Source organism: Winogradskyella marincola (genome assembly GCF_029624125.1).
Lineage (GTDB): Bacteria > Bacteroidota > Bacteroidia > Flavobacteriales > Flavobacteriaceae > Winogradskyella > Winogradskyella marincola.
On sequence record NZ_JARSBN010000001.1, the window covers coordinates 510,203 to 529,379 of the forward strand.

Consider the following 19,177-nt stretch of genomic DNA (forward strand, 5'->3'; position numbering starts at 1 on the left):
ATTTTTCATTCTGAACTTGATTCAGGATTTTATTTAATGTTCATTTTGCCTTGATGCAAAACGAACCAAAAAATCATATCAAAATTAGGAAATTGCTAAAGCATCATTCGCTTTCGGAATTTCGTGCTTAAAGCTGCGCTTTGCATCTTCATTCCTTCGCTCATTATTTCTGAATTTTGACGTTCAATTCCCTGAATTGATTTAGGACTTTACTTTCCTAATATTTTTTTTATCTGAAGTGTCACACTGAGCTTGTCGAAGTGTTGATTCAGAATTTATTATACTTTTATCTTTGATTCCTGCTTTCCAAGAATGACTGTTTAATTTAAAATTTCTTTCAACTTTTCTACCATTCTAAATACATCTTCAAAACTGTTGTAAAGCGGTACTGGTGCACAACGAATCACATCAGGTTCACGCCAATCTGTAATTATGTTGGCTTCGGTTAATTTGTGATGTAAACTTTTATCGGCATCTTTAACTTGAATCGATAATTGGCAACCACGTTGTTTTGGATCTGTTGGTGTGATTATTTTTATTTTATCGTTGTTTAATTCATTAATTAAAAATTCAAAATAACCGGTTAGTTGTTCTGATTTTTTGCGTAACGCTTCCATACCAACCTCGTTAAACATGTCTAAAGACGCTTTTATGGCAGCCATAGACAAAATTGGCGGATTACTAAGTTGCCAACCTTCGGCGCCAGGTGTAACATCTAATGGTTGACGCATGTTAAAACGCGTGTCTTTATTGTGACTCCACCAACCAGCAAAACGTTTTAAATCTTTTTTGTGTGCGTGTTTTTCGTGAACGAAAAGTCCGCCTAAACTACCTGGTCCAGAATTTAAATATTTATAAGTACACCAAGCTGCAAAATCGACTCCAGAATTATGTAATTCTGGTTGAATGTTTCCTGCGCCATGAGCTAAATCGATACCAACCATGCAGTTTTTGGCGTGACCTAATTCGGCAATTCGTTTTAAATCTAAGTATTGACCTGTATAATAGTTAACACCACCAATTAGAAGCAAAGCGATTTCATCACCTTGTTCATTTAAAATGGTTTCTAAATCTTCAATGTTTAGTAATTCTTCGCCTTCGCGAGGTTTCCATTCAATTAAACCTTCATTTGCATCAAAACCATGAAAATCTAGTTGTGTTTGCACTGCATATCGATCTGACGGAAATGCATCACTTTCAATTACAATTTTGTATTTGGTTTTCGTAGGTCGATAAAAACTAACCATAAGTAAGTGTAGGTTAGTGGTTAGCGTATTCATCACTACAACTTCAATAGGTTTTGCGCCTACGATTTTCGCCATGCTTTCAGTCAAGAATTCGTGATACGGCATCCATGGGTTTTTGGCTTCAAAATGCCCTTCTACACCAAGATTTGCCCAATCGTTTAACTCTTGTTGAATGTATTTTTGTGTACTTTTTGGTTGTAATCCTAGCGAGTTTCCTGTAAAGTATAACCAGTCGTTTCCTTCTTTATCTTTTGGAATATGAAATTGATTGCGGTAATACGCTAATGTGTCGTTTTGGTCTTGTGTTTTTGCGTAATCAAGACCGGTTTTATAGTTGGTCAATTGTATGTTCTTTTGCGTTGTTAACAAAAATAAGAATAATTTTTGTGCACTTAGGCTTATAAAAACAAAGCATAAAACCCTGAAATTGAGTAGATTTGCATTTATAAACTTTGTTAGTCCCAAATTAACACTCATCATAATGCTAAAAAATCTTTGGTTTTCATACAGGGAATGGTATATAAATTATCTTGGATTACAAGATCACAAGACCAAAACAGATAGACTATCTTATTACAGAGATTATCTTTTTATATCAATATTTACCCTAACCATTGTTTTGGGTTCTGTATCGTATTTTCCAAGCATTATTGCTGCTATTGTGCTAGACAAATGGTTTGTATTTTATGCCGACACATTTGCTATCCTAGCATTATTTTTTTGTTTCTTCTATAAAAATCTAAGTCTAGAAAACAGAAAACTAATTTTTAGCACCACCTTTTTATTATTATCATTTGGACTTGTACTCGATTTAGGTTTAGGCGGCAATGGCACTACATTACTTTTTATGCTAAGTGTTTTAATAACGCTTTATAGCAGCACAAAATCTGGTATTTATTCTGTGCTACTTACAGCTCTGTTTTATTTCACTGTTATCGTCGTAAAATATTTCAAGATTATTGAGATTAACTTTTTTGTAGAAGGTCCTATAGAGGGATTAGCTATAGTATTTACCAACAATATAATTTTCTGCTTGCTTACAGTATACTCGGTTTCATTTTTAATTCAGCAACTTCACAACGCCTATGTTAAAGAAAACGAACTGCAACAAATGCTAAAAAAAGAACACGAAGTGGCGCTAAATGCTAAAAACCAAGCAGAGCAAGCAAATAAGCTTAAAACAGCTTTTTTAAGTAATATGAGCCATGAAATTAAAACACCTTTATATGGTATTACTGGTAGTACCGAATTACTAAAATCTAGCTTAAACATAAATGAAACACATACTGAATACATTCAAATTATAGAAAACAACAGTAATTTGCTGCTTGATGTGTTTAATGATGTATTAGAAATTTCAAGATTAGAAAGTGGTAATTTACCTATGAATTATTCTCAAATAAAAATCTCTGATCTTTTAAATTACCTAGAAAAGGAATTTACAAAAAAAGCAAAAGACAAGGACATCTTATTTTCTACAGTCAATAGCCTAGATGAAGATAGAATACTCATTAGCGATAAAGATAAGCTCCTGAGAGCACTAGGTCATATAATTGATAATGCGATAAAATTTTCTCGAAATAAAGGATTTGTAAACCTAATATGCTATCCTATTAACTCCAATACTGTTGAGTTTAGAGTTAGAGATAATGGAATTGGCATACCTAAAGTTCATTTAGATAAAGTATCCTTACCTTTTTTTACTATCGATTTAGACAATAGAACGGGAGCACATGGTGCTGGACTTGGTTTAGCTATAGCTAAATCTTACATAAGCCTTCTTGGTGGAGCATTGCAAATTGAAAGTAACATTGATGAAGGAACAGAAGTCTATTTTCAATTATCCGATCAATAAAAAAGCGCTTTGAAACAAAGCGCTCGAAAATATATATAGACGCCAAATGGCGGAAAATGTAAGCTATACGTTTTAAGTCGAATGACCCACGCGAAACTTACATTATAGGTTTCAAAAGTAATGCCAAAATTTTAAATCTCACTTATTCTAGTGTTATACTAACGTCTGTGAAGTTTAAATTCCAATTGCCATTATCCTTTTTATGGTCTATTGCTATTTTAATACCGTTGAAATCCTCATAATTTTCAAACGTATTAGATAATGATGGTTCTGGAGAATTTCCTTGCCTGTAAGACCATTCTTTAATTAAATAATTTTCATCATAATAAATATCGTAAGCATCTCCTGGTGTATAACCTCCTTCTATAGGATATGCGATTGTGATCATATCAAGTTTCTCTTTAAGAATAGGTGATTCTACTTTTTTAGGCTCTGAAATTGTCGCAGATGAATCCCAAATCAGCTGAAATGGCACCAACAGCCAAAATTTATCATTTATAAAAGCTTTGTCTGCATTAGTAGGTACACTATCTAGATTGCGTCTTGAATATTTAATATTATGCGATCCTGATTTCATATAAATACTGTCGCTTTTTGGAAACCAAACCCAAGATCGTCCACTACTCTTCACATTATCTCTATCAACTTTAAAAGTAAATGTTACTTTCTCTACGTTCTCCCATTGTTTATATCCATGAGCATTGGCAATTTTTTCAGCAATACTTAATTCCGTTTCTTTTGTTTTTTGGGGAGTTTCTTTCTTTTCAGATTTACAAGAAAAAACGAAAAGCAAGCAAATGAAACTAAGATATAAAGACTTCATATTAAAAAGATATTTTAAATTACATCAAAATTAAGGAGCACACCAAGCTTCGCAAAAGGAAGACACAAAAAGTTATTAAGAAGATGGAAAATTTTGAAAACTACTTTAACACAAATAAAGAAACCTGGAACAAAAAAGTAGCTATACATGCACAAAGTGAAATGTATGATATAGTATCTTTTAAGTCTGGTAAATCTTCTTTAATGCCATATGAATTAAAGGCTTTGGGAGATTTTAAAGGAAAATCACTTTTGCACCTACAGTGTCATTTTGGTCAAGACACCTTAAGTTGGCAACGTATGGGTGCGCAATGCGTTGGTGTAGATTTGAGTGATGAAGGCATAAAACTTGCCAAGAAGCTTAATAACGAATTGCAGCTTGATGCTGAGTTTGTATGTTGCAATGTTTTGGATACTTCTGAATACGTAAAGGATAAGTTTGACATTGTTTTTACAAGTTATGGTACTATTGGATGGTTGCCCGACTTGAAGCCTTGGGCTAAGATGATTTCGGAACGTTTAAAAACCGGAGGTATATTTTACATAGTTGAATTTCATCCTATTCTTTGGATGTTTGATTATATTGATGGTAAACCAAAACTAAAATACCACTACAGTCAAGACGAGGTGATTTATGAAGAATACAGAGGTACGTATGCTAATCAATCTTCAAAAATGGTGAGTAAGGAATACGGTTGGAACCATGGATTGAGTGAAGTTGTAAATGCACTTATTGAAGCTGGCTTGCAAATAGACTATCTTAATGAATATGATGAAAGTCCTTATGATGTGTTTCCTGATTTAATAAAAACAGAATCTGGAATGTATAAAATGAAAGATCAGTTATTTCCTATGATTTTTGAGATTAAAGCGATTAAAAAGTCCCTTTAATTCCCAAAGGGGAAAATAAACTACTTAAACACTTACAACTTACAAGTTCTAAAAAACTTTCTGAATAGCACTTTAATGCTTTTCTTCGTCTTTTAACAGCTCTGGAAACTTAGCCTTAAAACGATTTAATCGAGGAATAGAAACCGCTCTCACATAACTTTGATTTGGATTTCGTTTTTCAAAATCCTGATGATAATCTGAAGCCTTATAAAATTTTAAGAATGGATATACTTCAGCTGCTATTGTTGCATCTAATTCTTTTGCAAGAGCAGCTTTCTTATCCTCTATAATTTCTTTTTGTTCATCATTTTGATAGAATATAATTGATCTGTATTGCGGTCCTTTATCTGGCCCTTGACCATTAACTTGCATCGGATTCTGAGATCCAAAATATACATCTACTAATGTTGAAAAACTCACTACCTCTGGATCGTAAATAACTTCTACAGCTTCTGCATGGCCTGTTGTACCAGAATGACTTTTCTCGTAAGTAATATCATCTGTGTGTCCTCCAGAAAAACCGCTATAAACCTCTTCAACACCTTTTACACTTTGGTAAATCGCTTCTACGCACCAAAAACATCCACTTGCAAAATAGGCTTTTGCTTTACCATCTTCCACAGGTACTTCTACAGGTTCTGCATTAATTATTTCTTCTTGTTTTGGATTGGTTTGCGCCTGATTATGGCAATTAAAGCAAAGACTTATGCTTAAAATAATAAGTAACTTTTTCATAAATTTTTATTTCTTTTTCTATAGACGTATAAAATTACAATTCCTTAAAAAGAAATCTTTTAAAGTTTTATTAAATAAAAAAAGCCTTCACAGTTTGTGAAGGCTTTTTTTGAATATTATTTAATGGTAATTACTTTGCTAGTTTAACAAATAATTTATCCATTTTTTCTTTTTCTTCTTCAGCTAAAGCTGCATCAACTAAGATACGACCACTATGCTCATCTGTAATTACTTTTTTACGAGAAGCAATTTCTACTTGTACTTGTGGTGGAATAGTAAAGAAAGAACCACCAGATGCACCACGCTCTATTGGTACAACAGCTAAACCATTCTTTACGTTATTTCTAATTCTTAAATATGCTTTTACTAAACGCTCATCAATTTTCTTTTGGTACTCTTCAGACTTACCTATAAGCGCTTCTTCTTCTTTTTCAGTTTCTTTTAAGATTTCGTTTAATTCACCTTTTTTATGTTTAAGGTGCTCTTTACGATCTTTTAAACGGTCCTTAGTTTCTGAAATAACATCTTTCTTCTGCTCTATTTGAGCCTTAAATTCTTTGATGTGCTTTTCAGCTAATTGAATTTCTAATTCTTGAAATTCAATCTCTTTAGTTAATGAATTATATTCTCTGTTATTTCTAACATTGTTTTGCTGCTCGCTATACTTCTTAATTAAAGTTTTAGCTTCTTCGATTAAATTTTTCTTTCCTTTAATCTCATCATCTATAACAGCAAGGCTATCATTTAATTTCTCTAGTCTGGTATTTAACCCTTCTACTTCATCTTCTAAATCTCTTACTTCTAAAGGAAGTTCTCCTCTAACATTTCTTATTTCGTCTACTCTAGAGTCAATTAACTGTAAATCATAAAGCGCTCTTAAACGCTCTTCTACAGTAGCTTCAGCTTTTTTCGCCATAATTATAAATACTTTACCGGATTTGTATTTGTCTTTGATAAAACGACCCTGCCTGCCGGCAAGGCAGCTGCAAAATTAGTAATTTTTTTCGAGAGATAGTCTACTAAAAACGATTTTGTGAACTGTTCGCTCTCATAATGACCAATATCTGCTAGTAAAATACTGTTTTCTGCACTAAAAAAGTCGTGATATTTAAGATCTGCTGTCACTAACAGGTCTGCGCCAGATGCTTTTGCTGCTCCTATAGCAAAACTTCCAGATCCGCCTAATACTGCTATCTTTTTTACAGGTTTACCTCGTAATTCTGAATGTCTAACACACGCAGTATTCATTCTTTCTTTTATGTATTGCAAACAGTCTAACTCTTCCATCTCTTGAGCCAACTCACCAATCATTCCCATACCAATATAGTGATTAGTATTATCTAAAGTTGTGATTTCGTAAGCTACTTCTTCATAAGGATGTGTGCCAAAAAGTGCCTTTAAAACCTTTGATTCTATATGTTTTGCAAATACTACAGAAATTAAAGTTTCATTTTCGGTGTGCAACTCTCCTTTTTGTCCTAGAGTTGGATTCGACTCTTCATTTCCTCTATAAGTGCCTTTGCCTTCAAGATTAAAACTGCAAGCATCATAGTTACCTATGTTACCAGCACCAGCATTAAATAGTGCTGTTCTTAATACTTCAGCATTTTCGTTTGGTACATAGGTTTGTAACTTTTTGAGTGTGCCAGATTGCGGTATTAAGATCTTTTTATTGTGTAATTGTAACTGATCGCAGATTATAGAATTAATGCCTTCAAACGCATTATCTAAAGCTGTATGTATAGAAAAAATTGCAATATTATGCTGAATTGCTTTTATAACAACACGCTCTACATAGGTTTTTCCTGTTAACTTTTTTAAGCCTTTAAAGATGATTGGATGAAAACTTACAATAAGATTACAGTTATTTTCTATAGCTTCATCTACAACTGCTTCAAGCGTATCTAAGGTTACCAAAACACCTGAGACTGTTTGATTTTTATCACCTACCAAAAGGCCTACATTATCAAAATCTTCGGCATAATTTAAAGGTGCCAGATCGTGTAAATGATTTATTACGTCTTGTACTATCATAAGCGTATATTTGTTTTTCAAAAATAATATAATTTAGTGCTTGTGAAATTTCTCCGCATCATATTGTTTCCTGTTGTACCAATTTATTACATGGTAACATGGTTAAGAAACTGGTTATATGACCAAGGTATTAAGTCTTCAAAATCATATGATATTCCTGTTATTTGTGTTGGAAACCTGAGTACTGGTGGCACAGGAAAAACACCAATGATAGAATATTTGATTCGTTTATTAAAAGATGAAAAATCTATTGCAACGCTCAGCAGAGGCTACAAACGTATAACTGAAGGTTACGAACTAGCAGACCAAGGTGCTACCGCAGATACTATTGGTGATGAACCTTTTCAATTTTTCAGAAAGTTTAAGGATATAAAAGTTGCAGTTGATGGTAATCGCCAAAATGGAATTTCGCAATTGCTACAGTTAGAACACAAACCCGAAGTTATTTTACTGGACGATGCTTACCAACACAGAAAGGTTAAGGCTGGTTTTAATATTTTGCTCACTGCATATTACAACCTATATAGCAATGATATTGTTTTGCCTACAGGCAACTTACGAGAACCTAGGTCTGGCGCAAAAAGAGCTGATATAATTGTGGTAACAAAGTGTCCTGAAGCTATTTCTGAGAGTGAAAAAGCCAAAATATCTAAAGACCTAAAGGTAAAACCACATCAACAATTAGTATTTAGTTCTATTCGTTATGCTGAAAAAGTTGTTTCAACACATTCTGAAATGGCACTACAATCCTTACCAGAATTTACACTCGTAACTGGTATTGCTAATGCAAAGCCTTTGGTTGACTTTCTTAAAAATAAAGGGTTAAAGTTTGAACATATAGAATATCCTGACCATTACAGCTTTAGAATAAACGATATTGAAGAGTTAGCTAAAAAAGAATTAATTATTACTACTGAAAAAGATTTTGTAAGACTTGTAGATAATGATAGTTTAGAAGCTAAATTATTCTACCTTCCGATTGAAATAGCTATTGATAAAAAACATGTTTTTGATAGTGCAGTAAAATCTTTTGTTGGTTAAAAGAAACTAGACACTACTTCTTTACCAGAAAGCACATCGTATAACTTACCTTCAAAATCTTCTTGTTTGAATGGTTTAGAGATAATGTCATTAAATCCGGCTTCACCAAACTCGTGCATCTTATCTTCTAAGGTTACAGCTGTAAGTGCAAAAATGACCAAGTCTTTATTAAAAGTTCTAATAATCTTAGTCGCTTCTAATCCACTAATTCCTGGCATGTGAATATCCATTAAAACAACGTTATAATCTGTTGATTTCACTTGTTCCACAGCAGCTTCGCCATTATCTACAACATCACAATAAAGCCCCATCTTGTTGAGAATCTTTTTGGTAATCATCTGGTTGATTTTATTGTCCTCGACAATTAAAATCTTTACTTCGCTTAGATCCAAATCTTCCATCTTATTTGATTGTTTAGTTTCCTCTACTGTTTGTGCTTCGACCACTTCAGCCTTCTCTAAAGGAATCTCAAAGAAGAATGTAGTACCTTTTCCGAGTTCACTCTTCAAGTAGATTTTACCTTTAAGAATTTTGATAAGTCCTTTTACAATAGATAAACCAAGACCAGTTCCGCCATACTTACGGTTAATCTGTACAGAGCCTTGGGAGAAGCTCTCAAACATTTGATCTTGTTTTTCTTTTGTAATACCAATACCATTATCTTCAATCTCAAAACGTAAGGTGTACATTTCGTCCTGTTGTTCGATTTTGTAGGCCCTTACCCAGATGTCTCCATCTTTGGTGAATTTAATAGCATTTCCAAGTAGGTTAATTAAGATTTGGGAAATCTTTAGCTGGTCTCCATTGTAAGTTTCTGGTAAACCATCTTCATAGTTAAAATGTAATTTGGTGCCATTATCTTTAGCTGAATTACCTAAAGCAGACATTACATTTTCTATCTTATTTTTAAGGTTGAATACTTCTGGGTCTAGCTCAACCTTATTAGCTTCAATTTTATTTATTTGAAGTATATCGTTAATAAACGTCAACAGATAATCACCTGAAAACTTTAATGATTTTAAGTGAGGCACTTGATTTTCTTTAGGACTTTCATCAAGCAACATATTTGTCAGGCCTGTAACTGCATATAATGGAGTTCTTAGCTCGTGCGTTACTGTTGATAAGAAATTAGCTTTTGTTTTAGAAGCCAATTCAGCCTTTTCTTTTGCTACAATAAGCTCGTCATTTTTTTTATGAAGCATATTGTTGGTCTTTAACCTAATGTTGTTGTTTTTGTATAACGACAAGGTTAAAAGTGACAGAATTGTAATTAAAGCTATACTTAATATTGTTGTTATTCTTGTAAAATTACTTTCTGCACTTACTTCGTCTATTTGCGCTTTTAATTGCGCGTTTTGGTCGTCCTTGTACTTATTAATAAACTCACTAGAAATTCCTGGAGCTAAATTCTCTCGCTTTACATTGAGGATAGAGTCTGAAAGACGAATGTGCTTGGTTATATTCTCTAAAGAACTTTTGTAATCGCCTTTTTTCTTATGAATATCACTTAAGGTTAAGTAAGCTTCATTCATATTCTCAACGATATGGTAAGTACTGGCTATAGAGAGCCCTTCTTCTACCTGATTTAGTGCTAAATCTTCATTATTAAGCTCACTAGACACTTTTCCTGATTGGATTAATGCACTACTCAGAACTCTATTTTGTTCGTATTTTTTTGCTATGATTATAGCCTTTTCTAAATAGGTTTTAGCCTCCTCATATCGTTGTAGTGCAATAAGAGCTTTGGCTTCGCTCAAGGTAACTTCTGAAATGTATTCTTCTAAATCTTCTTGCTCAAATAAATTTTTTGCAGATTTATAATAATCTAGAGCCAGTTGATATTTTTCGTTTGTACTATATACAACACCTTGAATATTATAACTAACAGCCAAATTTCCGTAATCGTCATTTTTGCGCTGCAGCTCTATAGCCTTGCTTAAGGCTACATTGGCTTTATCGGTTTCTCCTACTAAGTAGCGCACTTTAGCTATTTTAGTAAGTGTAGTACCAAGACTTATTTGATCTTCAATTTTTTCTGCAAGTTTTTTAGCTTCTTCAAGATTGCTCAAGGCATTATAATAATCACCTCTATCGCTCTCTAGTTTTGCCTGACTTACACGTTCTTGAAGACGCATAGACAGCATATCTTCATCTTCTACAACACCTTGTTGAGAGAAAATGAAACTAGAAAAACATGCTAAAAAAACAAATATGTGATATTTGATTCGGGACATTTCAGCTCCTTTTATTTAAACAAATATAATTATTTATTCGACAAAAGTGCTTTTTTATCCGATAAATTGCAAATTAAATCTAAAATTCTTGAGCTATATCCTGTCTCATTATCGTACCAACCCACTATTTTCAGCATGTTTCCGATGACTGAGGTCATTTGAGAATCGAAAATACAAGAGTGCGGATTACCTACAATATCAATAGAAACTATAGGATCTTCTGTATATTCTAGAATACCTTTTAGCGAATTTTGAGATGCTTTTTTGAAAATTGAGTTGACTTCTTCAATTGTTGTATCTCTTTCAAGATTAATGGTTATGTCTGTAAGCGACCCATTTGCAACAGGAACTCTAATACCACAACCACCTATAACATTTGATAAATCTGGAAAAATTTTAGTTAAAGCCTTTGCTGCTCCTGTTGTTGTAGGTACAATAGATTGGCCTGCTGCTCTTGCTCTTCTTAAATCTCTATGTGGTTGATCGTGCAAACTCTGGTCTGTAGTATATGAGTGCACTGTAGTAATATACGCTTGTTTAATGCCAAAATTCTCTTTAATTAATGCTATCATTGGTGCAGCATTATTTGTGGTACAAGAGGCATTAGATACAATTAATTCTGATCCCTCTACACTAGTATCATTAACACCTAAAACTATGGTTTTAATATCATCTTCTACTGGAGGAACAGATAATATTACTTGCTTGGCTCCGTTATTAATATGGTGTTGAAGTTCTGATTTGGTTTTAAACTTTCCTGTTGCCTCTATCACAATATCTGGCTGAACGTTATTCCAGTTAATTGTCTCAGGATGCTTTTCATTATAAAGTGGTATAGCAGACCCATCGATTACGATACTATTTTCTGTAAAAGACACTTCGTTATTAAGAACTCCATGTATACTATCGTATTTAAGCAGGTGACTTAATGTTTGTGCATCTGCTAAATCATTTATCGCTACAACTTCAATATTAGGATGATTAAGCGCTAATCTAAACACTCTTCGGCCAATCCTACCAAAACCGTTTATGGCAACTCTAATCATTAATTAATATGTTTCTGTGCCTTGTATGAAGATCTTACCAGCGCACTACTTTCAACATGTCTAAATCCAAGTTCTAACCCTACTGATTTATATTCATCAAATTCATCTGGATTTATAAAACGTTGAACAGGCAAGTGTTTTTTTGACGGTTGTAAATACTGTCCTATTGTAACCACATCCACATCGTTATCCCTTAAATCGTGAAGCGTTGCAATAACTTCTTCTCTGGTTTCACCTAAGCCTAACATAATACCAGATTTAGTTCTACGTTGACCTTGTTGTTTAAGGTACTTTAAAACACCCATACTACGATCATACTTTGCTTGTATACGCACTTCTCTTGTTAAGCGACGTACGGTTTCAATATTATGAGAAACGACCTCTGGAGCAACATCTATAATTCTGTCTATATGTTTTTCTACACCTTGAAAATCTGGTATTAGTGTTTCTAAAGTAGTTTCAGGATTCATACGTCTAACAGCTTTTACTGTTTCTGCCCACATGATACTTCCCATATCTTTAAGATCATCTCTATCTACACTTGTTAAAACAGCGTGTTTTATTTGCATTAACTTAATAGAACGTGCCACTTTTTCTGGCTCATCCCAATCTACAGTTTCTGGCCTACCTGTTTTAACACCACAAAAGCCACAAGAACGTGTACATACATTACCTAAAATCATAAAAGTAGCAGTACCTTCTCCCCAACATTCACCCATATTAGGGCAACTTCCAGAGGTACAAATTGTATTTAATTTATACTTATCTACAAGACTTCTAAGTTCGGTGTATTTTTTTCCGGTAGGAAGCTTAACTCTTAGCCATTTTGGCTTACGTTCTGGTAGTATATTTGAAGCAACTTTTGTTTCCATCGACTTTCTTTTTCTAATTGTCAAAGATACGAAGTAAATTATTAAAGAAAGATTATAACCAATAAAGCATTGCTGGTATTAAAAAAAGATTAACACAATAAAAAAATCCTATTCAAAAAATATTCTGAATAGGATTTCTTTAATGATTTGCTTTGGTGATTATCCACCGAAGTCATCAAATCTAATATGTTCATCTGGAATTCCGAAATCTTCACCCATTTTCTGAACAGCTTGGTTCATTAATGGTGGACCACAGAAATATAATTCGATATCTTCTGGTGCATCGTGAAGACTTAAGTAATTATCGATAACACAGTTATGAATAAAGCCAACGAAACCGTCACCTGCTTCATCATGGATATCTTTCTTTACTTTCCAGTTATCTTCTTCTAAAGGTTCTGATAAAGCTAAGTAGAATTTAAAGTTAGGGAAATCTTTCTCTAGGGCTCTAAAGTGCTCTAAATAGAATAACTCTCGCTTAGATCTACCTCCATACCAATATGTTACTTTACGACCAGTCTTTAATGTTTTGAACAAGTGATATAAGTGCGAACGCATTGGTGCCATACCTGCACCACCACCTACGTATAGCATTTCACTTTCAGACTCATTGATAAAGAACTCACCATAAGGACCTGAAATAATAACTTTATCTCCTGGTTTCTGAGCGAAAATATACGATGAAGCTACACCTGGATTTACAGTCATCCATTGGTTCTTAGAACGATCCCATGGTGGAGTAGCAATACGTACGTTAAGCATAATTTCTCTTCCTTCTGCTGGGTAAGAAGCCATAGAATATGCACGCTCTACAGTTTCAGTATTTTTCATTACTAAAGGCCATAAACCAAACTTATCCCATTCTGCTTGAAACTTATCTGGTGTTTCATGCTCTTCTGGATGCGCTGTAATATCAATATCTGAATATTTGATTTCACATGGTGGAATTTCAATTTGAATATATCCACCTGCTTTATAGTTCATATCTTCAGGAATTTCTACTACAAATTCCTTGATAAATGAAGCAACGTTATAATTTCTTACAACAACAGCTTCCCATTTCTTAATACCAAATACTTCTTCTGGAATGGTAATTTCCATGTCTTGCTTTACCTTAACCTGGCAAGCTAAACGAGCTCCATGCTGTAATTCCTTTCTAGAAAAGTGAGGAGTTTCTGTTGGCAAGGCTTCACCTCCACCAGAAAGTACGTGACACTCGCACTGAATACAAGTACCACCTCCACCACACGCAGATGGTAAGAATACTTTGTTATTTCCTAAGGTACTTAATAATGTACCTCCAGAAGCTACTTCTATTTCTTTTTCACCATTAATCTTAATCTTTACAGGACCAGAAGGTGATAACTTTTGCTTTACAAATAATAATAGTGCAACCAATATTAAAGTAACTAATAAAAAGGCTGTTACTGTTGCTACTATAGTTCCGACTGTACTTGCTGCTAATAATATCATACTAATCTATTACTTGTTTGTGTTTTCTGCTACATCAAGGTTAGTCTTAACCTCAGTATCTGATTTTACATCCTCTTTAATTACTTCTGTAGCAGCAGTTTTTTCTTCTGATTTTGCCTCTTCATCACCACCTGTTAACATACCTCCAAAACTCATAAAACCAATAGCCATTAAACCAGTGATTATAAATGTAATCCCTAGTCCTCTTAATGCTGGTGGCACACTACTATATCTAATCTTTTCTCGTATTGCTGCAATAGCTAAAATTGCTAAAAACCAACCAATACCAGACCCAACTCCATAAACTGCAGATAATCCTAAAGTTGGAATTTCTCTAGATTGCATGAATAAAGAGCCTCCTAAGATGGCACAGTTTACAGCAATAAGTGGTAAAAATATACCTAATGAGTTATAAAGTGAAGGTGAAAACTTTTCTACTACAATTTCTACAAGTTGTACCATTGTAGCAATAGTAGCGATAAACATAATAAATGATAAGAAGCTTAAGTCGTAAGCTGCATATTCATCACCTAACCAAGATAAAGCTCCTGGTTGTAATATATATTGATCTAATAGCCAGTTTAAAGGCACTGTAATTGCTAATACAAAGATTACAGCAGCTCCAAGACCAACAGCAGTAGATACTTTTTTAGATACAGCCAGGTAAGAACACATTCCTAAGAATGTAGCAAATACCATGTTATCTATAAATATTGATTTGAAAAATAATTCTAAATGTTCCATTTTGTTTAGTATTGAGTTTTGAGTAGTTAGTCTAAGAGATTTTGAATCTTATAACAAACACCTCATTACTATTTTTTAATCTTCGATTAAGTCTTTGTTTCTTGTACGTTGTACCCAAATAATAATTCCTACTACTATAAGTGCCATTGGCGATAATAGCATAAATCCATTATTTTCATATCCTAAAGCGTAAAGACCTGTCTTCTCAATAGGATCTCCTAAAACAGGGAAACCTAATAACGTACCAGATCCTAGTAATTCTCTAAAGAATCCTACTATTACAAGAATAATTCCGTAACCTAAAGCATTACCAATACCATCTAAGAAAGATCTCCAAGGGCCATTTCCTAAAGCAAAAGCTTCAAAACGTCCCATGATAATACAGTTGGTTATAATAAGCCCTACGAAAACAGATAGTGTTTTACTTAACTCATATGCAAATGCCTTTAGAATTAAATCTACTATAATTACTAATGTAGCAACTACGATAAGCTGAACTATAATTCTAATTTTTGAAGGAATAATGTTACGCATTAAAGAGATAACAACATTTCCTACACCTAATACAAATAGTACAGAAATAGACATTACAATAGACGCTTCTAACTCTGCGGTAATTGCCAATGCAGAACAAATACCAAGAACCTGAATTGTAATTGGGTTGTTATCTGCTAATGGATCTAAAATTAATTTACTGTCTTTAGCCATGTTCTATTAATTTTTTAAAGATTTAAAATAAGGTACATACAACTTTAAATCACTTTTAATCATTGCTGTTACACCATCACCAGTAATTGTAGCACCAGCTATAGCATCAACCTCATTATCTGTTTTATTTTCATTCTTAGGGTCTGCATTACCTTTTGCAACAGTAATTCCTTTAAAAACACCTGCATCAGTTAACAAATGCTCTCCATAGAAATCGTCCATAAAGAAACGTTGCTTAATGTTAGCTCCTAGACCAGGAGTTTCTCCTTTGTGATCAAAATAAGCACCTTGTACAACCATATCTTTATCCATTGCTACATAGCCCCAAATAGCATCCCAAAGTCCTTTACCATAAATAGGCGCAACGTATATTTTTTTACCGTCTTTTTCTCCTATAAATAAAGGTAACTGTCTTGGTTCGCCAGACTTGGCATTAGACTTTTGTTTTTTAATATCAATAAGGTAAGGTTCCTTATTGTTATTTTCTGCCATGTATTCATCACGTGTTTGGCTTTTTAACATCTTACCGTTAGCGTCTACAGTGATAACCATTTGTTCTTTTATATTGCTAGCAAATTCTTTTGATGCAACTTCTGTAGATACGAAAACAGCACTAGACTCATCGTTTTCATTAACACCCATTGCATAAAGGATGTTTTGTTGCTTTTCAATTTCCTCATTTTGAGTAATCATTGGCTTAGTCCAACTAAACAAACCTGCTAATATAACACCTACTATAACTACCATTCCGATAGCAAAGATGACTGTGTACGAATTTTTTTCTGTATTAACTGCCATGTTTTATGCTGTTTTTACTTTTACACGTTTCATTCTTTTCTTCACATTACCTTGAACCACATAATGGTCAATTGTTGGTGCAAAAACGTTCATTAATAATATTGCTAACATTACACCTTCTGGGTAAGCTGGGTTAAATACACGGATCATTATAGAAATAAATCCTACTAAGAAACCATAGATCCATTTACCCTTTGTGGTTTGAGATGCTGTTACAGGATCTGTAGCCATAAATACAGTACCAAAAGCAAATCCACCAATTAGAAGATGGTGCCAGAATTCTGTACTCATTAATCCGTAGAATTTACTAGATTCAGTAATCCAACCAGAACTAACAACTCCGTTAAAAATTAATCCCATTACTAAAGCACCAATTACTGAAGACAACATTATTCTCCAGCTTCCAATCTTTGTAAAGATTAAGAATAAAGCACCTAACAAGATTAATAATGTAGAAGTCTCACCTACAGAACCAGGAATAATTCCGTAGAACATATCCATCACATTATAACCTACTTCTTTATTTTGAGCCAGTGTACCTAAAATAGTTTCGCCAGAGATAGCATCTAAATTTTGTCCTGCCGCAATAGCTTGATCGCGTTCTACAGCACCATGAATCCATACTTTATCACCTGACATCCATGTTGGGTAAGCAAAGAATAAAAATGCTCTTATTGTTAATGCTGGGTTAAGGATATTCATCCCTGTACCACCAAAAACTTCTTTACCTATTACAACACCAAAAACAACTGCTACAGCTAACATCCATAATGGAATATCTACTGGTACAATTAATGGCACTAACATACCTGTTACTAAGTAACCTTCTTCTACTTCGTGACCTTTGATAATTGCAAAAATAAATTCTACTGCAAGACCAACTCCGTAAGACACTATTACTAATGGCAATACTTTCCAGAGACCAATAACAAAGTTATCCCATGTCCAGAAAGAAGCACCAAAGAATCCATCTGCAGATTCTATAAGTCCTTGTGCTAAATGATGCTGATAACCTGCATTAAACATACCGAATATTAAACATGGTACTAAAGCCATGATTACAGTATTCATTGTACGCTTAAGATCGTCAGCTGCCTTAATATGAGTACCATTATGTGTGGTCTCATTTGGCATATATAAGAACGTAAAAAGGGCATTAAAACCTGGAAGCCACTTCTTGTCTTTGTTCTTCTCTTTAAAATTGTGTAAATTTTGTTTTAAACCCATTATCCTATCTCTTTAAGCATTAAGTCTAATCCTTCTCTTATTATCTTTTGATGTGGTTGCTTAGACACACATATAAATTCTGTTAAAGCAAAATCCTCTGGTGCAACTTCGTACATACCAAGTGCTTCCATCTCATCTAAATCCTTATACATACATGCTTTTAATATTTGCATTGGATAGATGTCTAAAGGAAAAACTTCTTCGTAACTTCCTGTTACAACAAAAGCACGATGCTCACCATTTGTATTGGTGTTAAGATCATACTTTTTCTTAGGGTTTAACCATGAAAATGTTAAGGCTCTAGATGTAGAAATCTTATTGAAGATTGGCTTATTCCAACCAAAGAATTCGTAATCATCACCTTCAGGAATTACTGTAAGCACATTACTGTAATAATCTAAAGCTCCGTCTGGCGCTACTTTCTTACCTGTTAATACATTTCCTGAAATAATTCTGTCGTTACCGTCTTTATCTACTCCATTGTCGTAAACCATAGTAGCAACTTCAGAACCTATCTTTGTTCTAAAATATCTTGGTTTCTTAACAGAAGAACCTGCAAGAGCAACAACTCGTTCTGCATTAAACTTTCCTGTTAACAATAACTCACCGATTATTACTAAATCTTGCGCATTTACAGTCCAGACAACTTCACCTTTATTAATAGGATCCACCTTATTAATTAAAGTACCTACATTACCTGAAGGGTGTGGTCCTGAAACTTTATGAACACTAACATCGTTCAAACCGGCAAGAGGAGAGTTGTTATTTCCTACAGAAACATGAACTTTACCTTCAGTAAGTTTAGACAATGCTGAAACAGCCGCCTGAAGCTCTGCTTCTTTACCAGCAAGAGTATAATCTAGGTCTGCTGCTAATGGCGCGCTTGCATATCCAGATATAAAAATCGCTTTTGGAGAATGGTTAGGATTTGCAACCACGTCGTATGGACGTTGTTTTACAAAAGCCCAACAACCAGAAGCTAGCAAATGTGCTTTAATTTTATCTGCATCAGCTGACGCATCAAACTTACCATGATCCAGGTAAGATTGCTCTTTGTCTGCAGTTATTTTTATTGCGTCGATACGACGTCTCGGTCCACGTTGTACTTCTGTAACCTCTCCAGATACTGGAGATACAAATTTCATTGCCTCATTATCCTTATTATAAAACAAGGTTTCACCTGCTTTTACACGTGTACCTTCTTTTGCAACAAGTTTAGGAATAATACTGTGGAAATCTTCTGGTCTGATATAATAGAAATTGCTAACTATAGCATTTTCAGTAGTTTTCTCGGCTTCGCCAACTAATTTTATATCTAAACCTTTTTTTATTCTGATGTCTTTTGACATATTAAGTTAAAGATTAGTTATCTAAAAATCCGTGCAAATTTAAAGAATTAAAGGGGAAAATATTTTCAATTTAACACCAACATTTCTATTTATAATGATTA

At 33.7% G+C, this 19,177-nt stretch carries 17 protein-coding genes; 3 read left to right on the forward strand and 14 right to left on the reverse strand.

Going from position 1 to position 19,177, the window contains the following annotated elements; all coding sequences use genetic code 11:
* Positions 1 to 320: 320 nt before the first annotated feature.
* Entirely contained in the window at positions 321 to 1,589 is a 1,269-nt protein-coding gene (gene kynU / locus P7122_RS02400) for a kynureninase (RefSeq protein WP_278004175.1), read from the reverse strand.
* 139 nt (positions 1,590 to 1,728) lie between these two features.
* On the opposite strand from kynU, the gene P7122_RS02405 reads away from it, so the two are divergent.
* Positions 1,729 to 3,102, forward strand: coding sequence for a sensor histidine kinase (locus tag P7122_RS02405; RefSeq protein WP_278004176.1), 1,374 nt, complete (start codon positions 1,729 to 1,731; stop codon positions 3,100 to 3,102).
* A gap of 142 nt (positions 3,103 to 3,244) precedes the next feature.
* Here the strand turns inward: P7122_RS02405 and P7122_RS02410 are convergent, their stop codons facing one another.
* Complete coding sequence (locus P7122_RS02410; RefSeq protein WP_278004177.1) at positions 3,245 to 3,925, reverse strand: hypothetical protein; 681 nt, start codon at positions 3,923 to 3,925, stop codon at positions 3,245 to 3,247.
* 83 nt (positions 3,926 to 4,008) lie between these two features.
* Here P7122_RS02410 and P7122_RS02415 point away from each other — a divergent pair, with 83 nt between their 5' ends.
* Positions 4,009 to 4,815 (forward strand): methyltransferase domain-containing protein, encoded by an 807-nt coding sequence (locus P7122_RS02415; RefSeq protein ID WP_278004178.1) that lies wholly within the window; start codon positions 4,009 to 4,011, stop codon positions 4,813 to 4,815.
* A 72-nt stretch (positions 4,816 to 4,887) separates the two neighbouring features.
* Here the strand turns inward: P7122_RS02415 and msrA are convergent, their stop codons facing one another.
* The 3 genes from msrA to P7122_RS02430 all read right to left on the reverse strand — a co-directional run bounded on the left by msrA (position 4,888) and on the right by P7122_RS02430 (position 7,584).
* Positions 4,888 to 5,550 carry a peptide-methionine (S)-S-oxide reductase MsrA gene (msrA, locus tag P7122_RS02420; RefSeq protein WP_278004179.1) on the reverse strand — a complete coding sequence of 221 codons (663 nt, stop codon included), beginning with the start codon at positions 5,548 to 5,550 and terminating at the stop codon, positions 4,888 to 4,890.
* Positions 5,551 to 5,680: 130 nt separating this feature from the next.
* Complete coding sequence (locus P7122_RS02425; protein WP_278004180.1) at positions 5,681 to 6,466, reverse strand: zinc ribbon domain-containing protein; 786 nt, start codon at positions 6,464 to 6,466, stop codon at positions 5,681 to 5,683.
* Positions 6,467 to 6,468: 2 nt separating this feature from the next.
* Positions 6,469 to 7,584 carry a Nif3-like dinuclear metal center hexameric protein gene (locus tag P7122_RS02430; protein WP_278004181.1) on the reverse strand — a complete coding sequence of 372 codons (1,116 nt, stop codon included), beginning with the start codon at positions 7,582 to 7,584 and terminating at the stop codon, positions 6,469 to 6,471.
* Positions 7,585 to 7,626: 42 nt separating this feature from the next.
* Here P7122_RS02430 and lpxK point away from each other — a divergent pair, with 42 nt between their 5' ends.
* Positions 7,627 to 8,625 (forward strand): tetraacyldisaccharide 4'-kinase, encoded by a 999-nt coding sequence (lpxK, locus tag P7122_RS02435; protein WP_278004182.1) that lies wholly within the window; start codon positions 7,627 to 7,629, stop codon positions 8,623 to 8,625.
* On the opposite strand, the gene P7122_RS02440 is transcribed toward lpxK, so the two are convergent.
* The 9 genes from P7122_RS02440 to P7122_RS02480 form a co-directional block, all read right to left on the reverse strand.
* Positions 8,622 to 10,859: a tetratricopeptide repeat-containing hybrid sensor histidine kinase/response regulator gene (locus P7122_RS02440; protein WP_278004183.1), complete on the reverse strand. Its 2,238-nt coding sequence runs from the start codon at positions 10,857 to 10,859 to the stop codon at positions 8,622 to 8,624. The genes lpxK and P7122_RS02440 overlap by 4 nt on opposite strands.
* A gap of 29 nt (positions 10,860 to 10,888) precedes the next feature.
* The gene (gap, locus tag P7122_RS02445) at positions 10,889 to 11,905 is read right to left on the reverse strand and encodes a type I glyceraldehyde-3-phosphate dehydrogenase (protein WP_278004184.1); all 1,017 of its coding nucleotides are present in this window, start codon (positions 11,903 to 11,905) and stop codon (positions 10,889 to 10,891) included.
* Entirely contained in the window at positions 11,905 to 12,777 is an 873-nt protein-coding gene (gene lipA / locus P7122_RS02450) for a lipoyl synthase (RefSeq protein ID WP_278004185.1), read from the reverse strand. The genes gap and lipA overlap by 1 nt, the downstream gene beginning before the upstream one ends.
* Positions 12,778 to 12,936: 159 nt before the next feature.
* Positions 12,937 to 14,247, reverse strand: a complete 1,311-nt coding sequence (gene nqrF / locus P7122_RS02455; RefSeq protein WP_278004351.1) for an NADH:ubiquinone reductase (Na(+)-transporting) subunit F — start codon at positions 14,245 to 14,247, stop codon at positions 12,937 to 12,939.
* Between the two features lie 12 nt (positions 14,248 to 14,259).
* Positions 14,260 to 14,994, reverse strand: coding sequence for an NADH:ubiquinone reductase (Na(+)-transporting) subunit E (gene nqrE, locus P7122_RS02460; RefSeq protein WP_278004186.1), 735 nt, complete (start codon positions 14,992 to 14,994; stop codon positions 14,260 to 14,262).
* A 75-nt stretch (positions 14,995 to 15,069) separates the two neighbouring features.
* On the reverse strand, positions 15,070 to 15,702 hold the full coding sequence (locus tag P7122_RS02465) for an NADH:ubiquinone reductase (Na(+)-transporting) subunit D (RefSeq protein WP_278004187.1): 633 nt from the start codon (positions 15,700 to 15,702) through the stop codon (positions 15,070 to 15,072).
* A gap of 6 nt (positions 15,703 to 15,708) precedes the next feature.
* On the reverse strand, positions 15,709 to 16,500 hold the full coding sequence (locus tag P7122_RS02470; RefSeq protein WP_278004188.1) for a Na(+)-translocating NADH-quinone reductase subunit C: 792 nt from the start codon (positions 16,498 to 16,500) through the stop codon (positions 15,709 to 15,711).
* 3 nt (positions 16,501 to 16,503) lie between these two features.
* A complete protein-coding gene (locus P7122_RS02475; protein ID WP_278004189.1) occupies positions 16,504 to 17,727 on the reverse strand; it encodes an NADH:ubiquinone reductase (Na(+)-transporting) subunit B in 1,224 nt (407 codons plus the stop codon).
* Positions 17,727 to 19,076, reverse strand: a complete 1,350-nt coding sequence (locus tag P7122_RS02480; RefSeq protein WP_278004190.1) for a Na(+)-translocating NADH-quinone reductase subunit A — start codon at positions 19,074 to 19,076, stop codon at positions 17,727 to 17,729. Before P7122_RS02480 ends, P7122_RS02475 begins: the two co-directional genes overlap by 1 nt.
* Between the last annotated feature and the right edge of the window lie 101 nt (positions 19,077 to 19,177).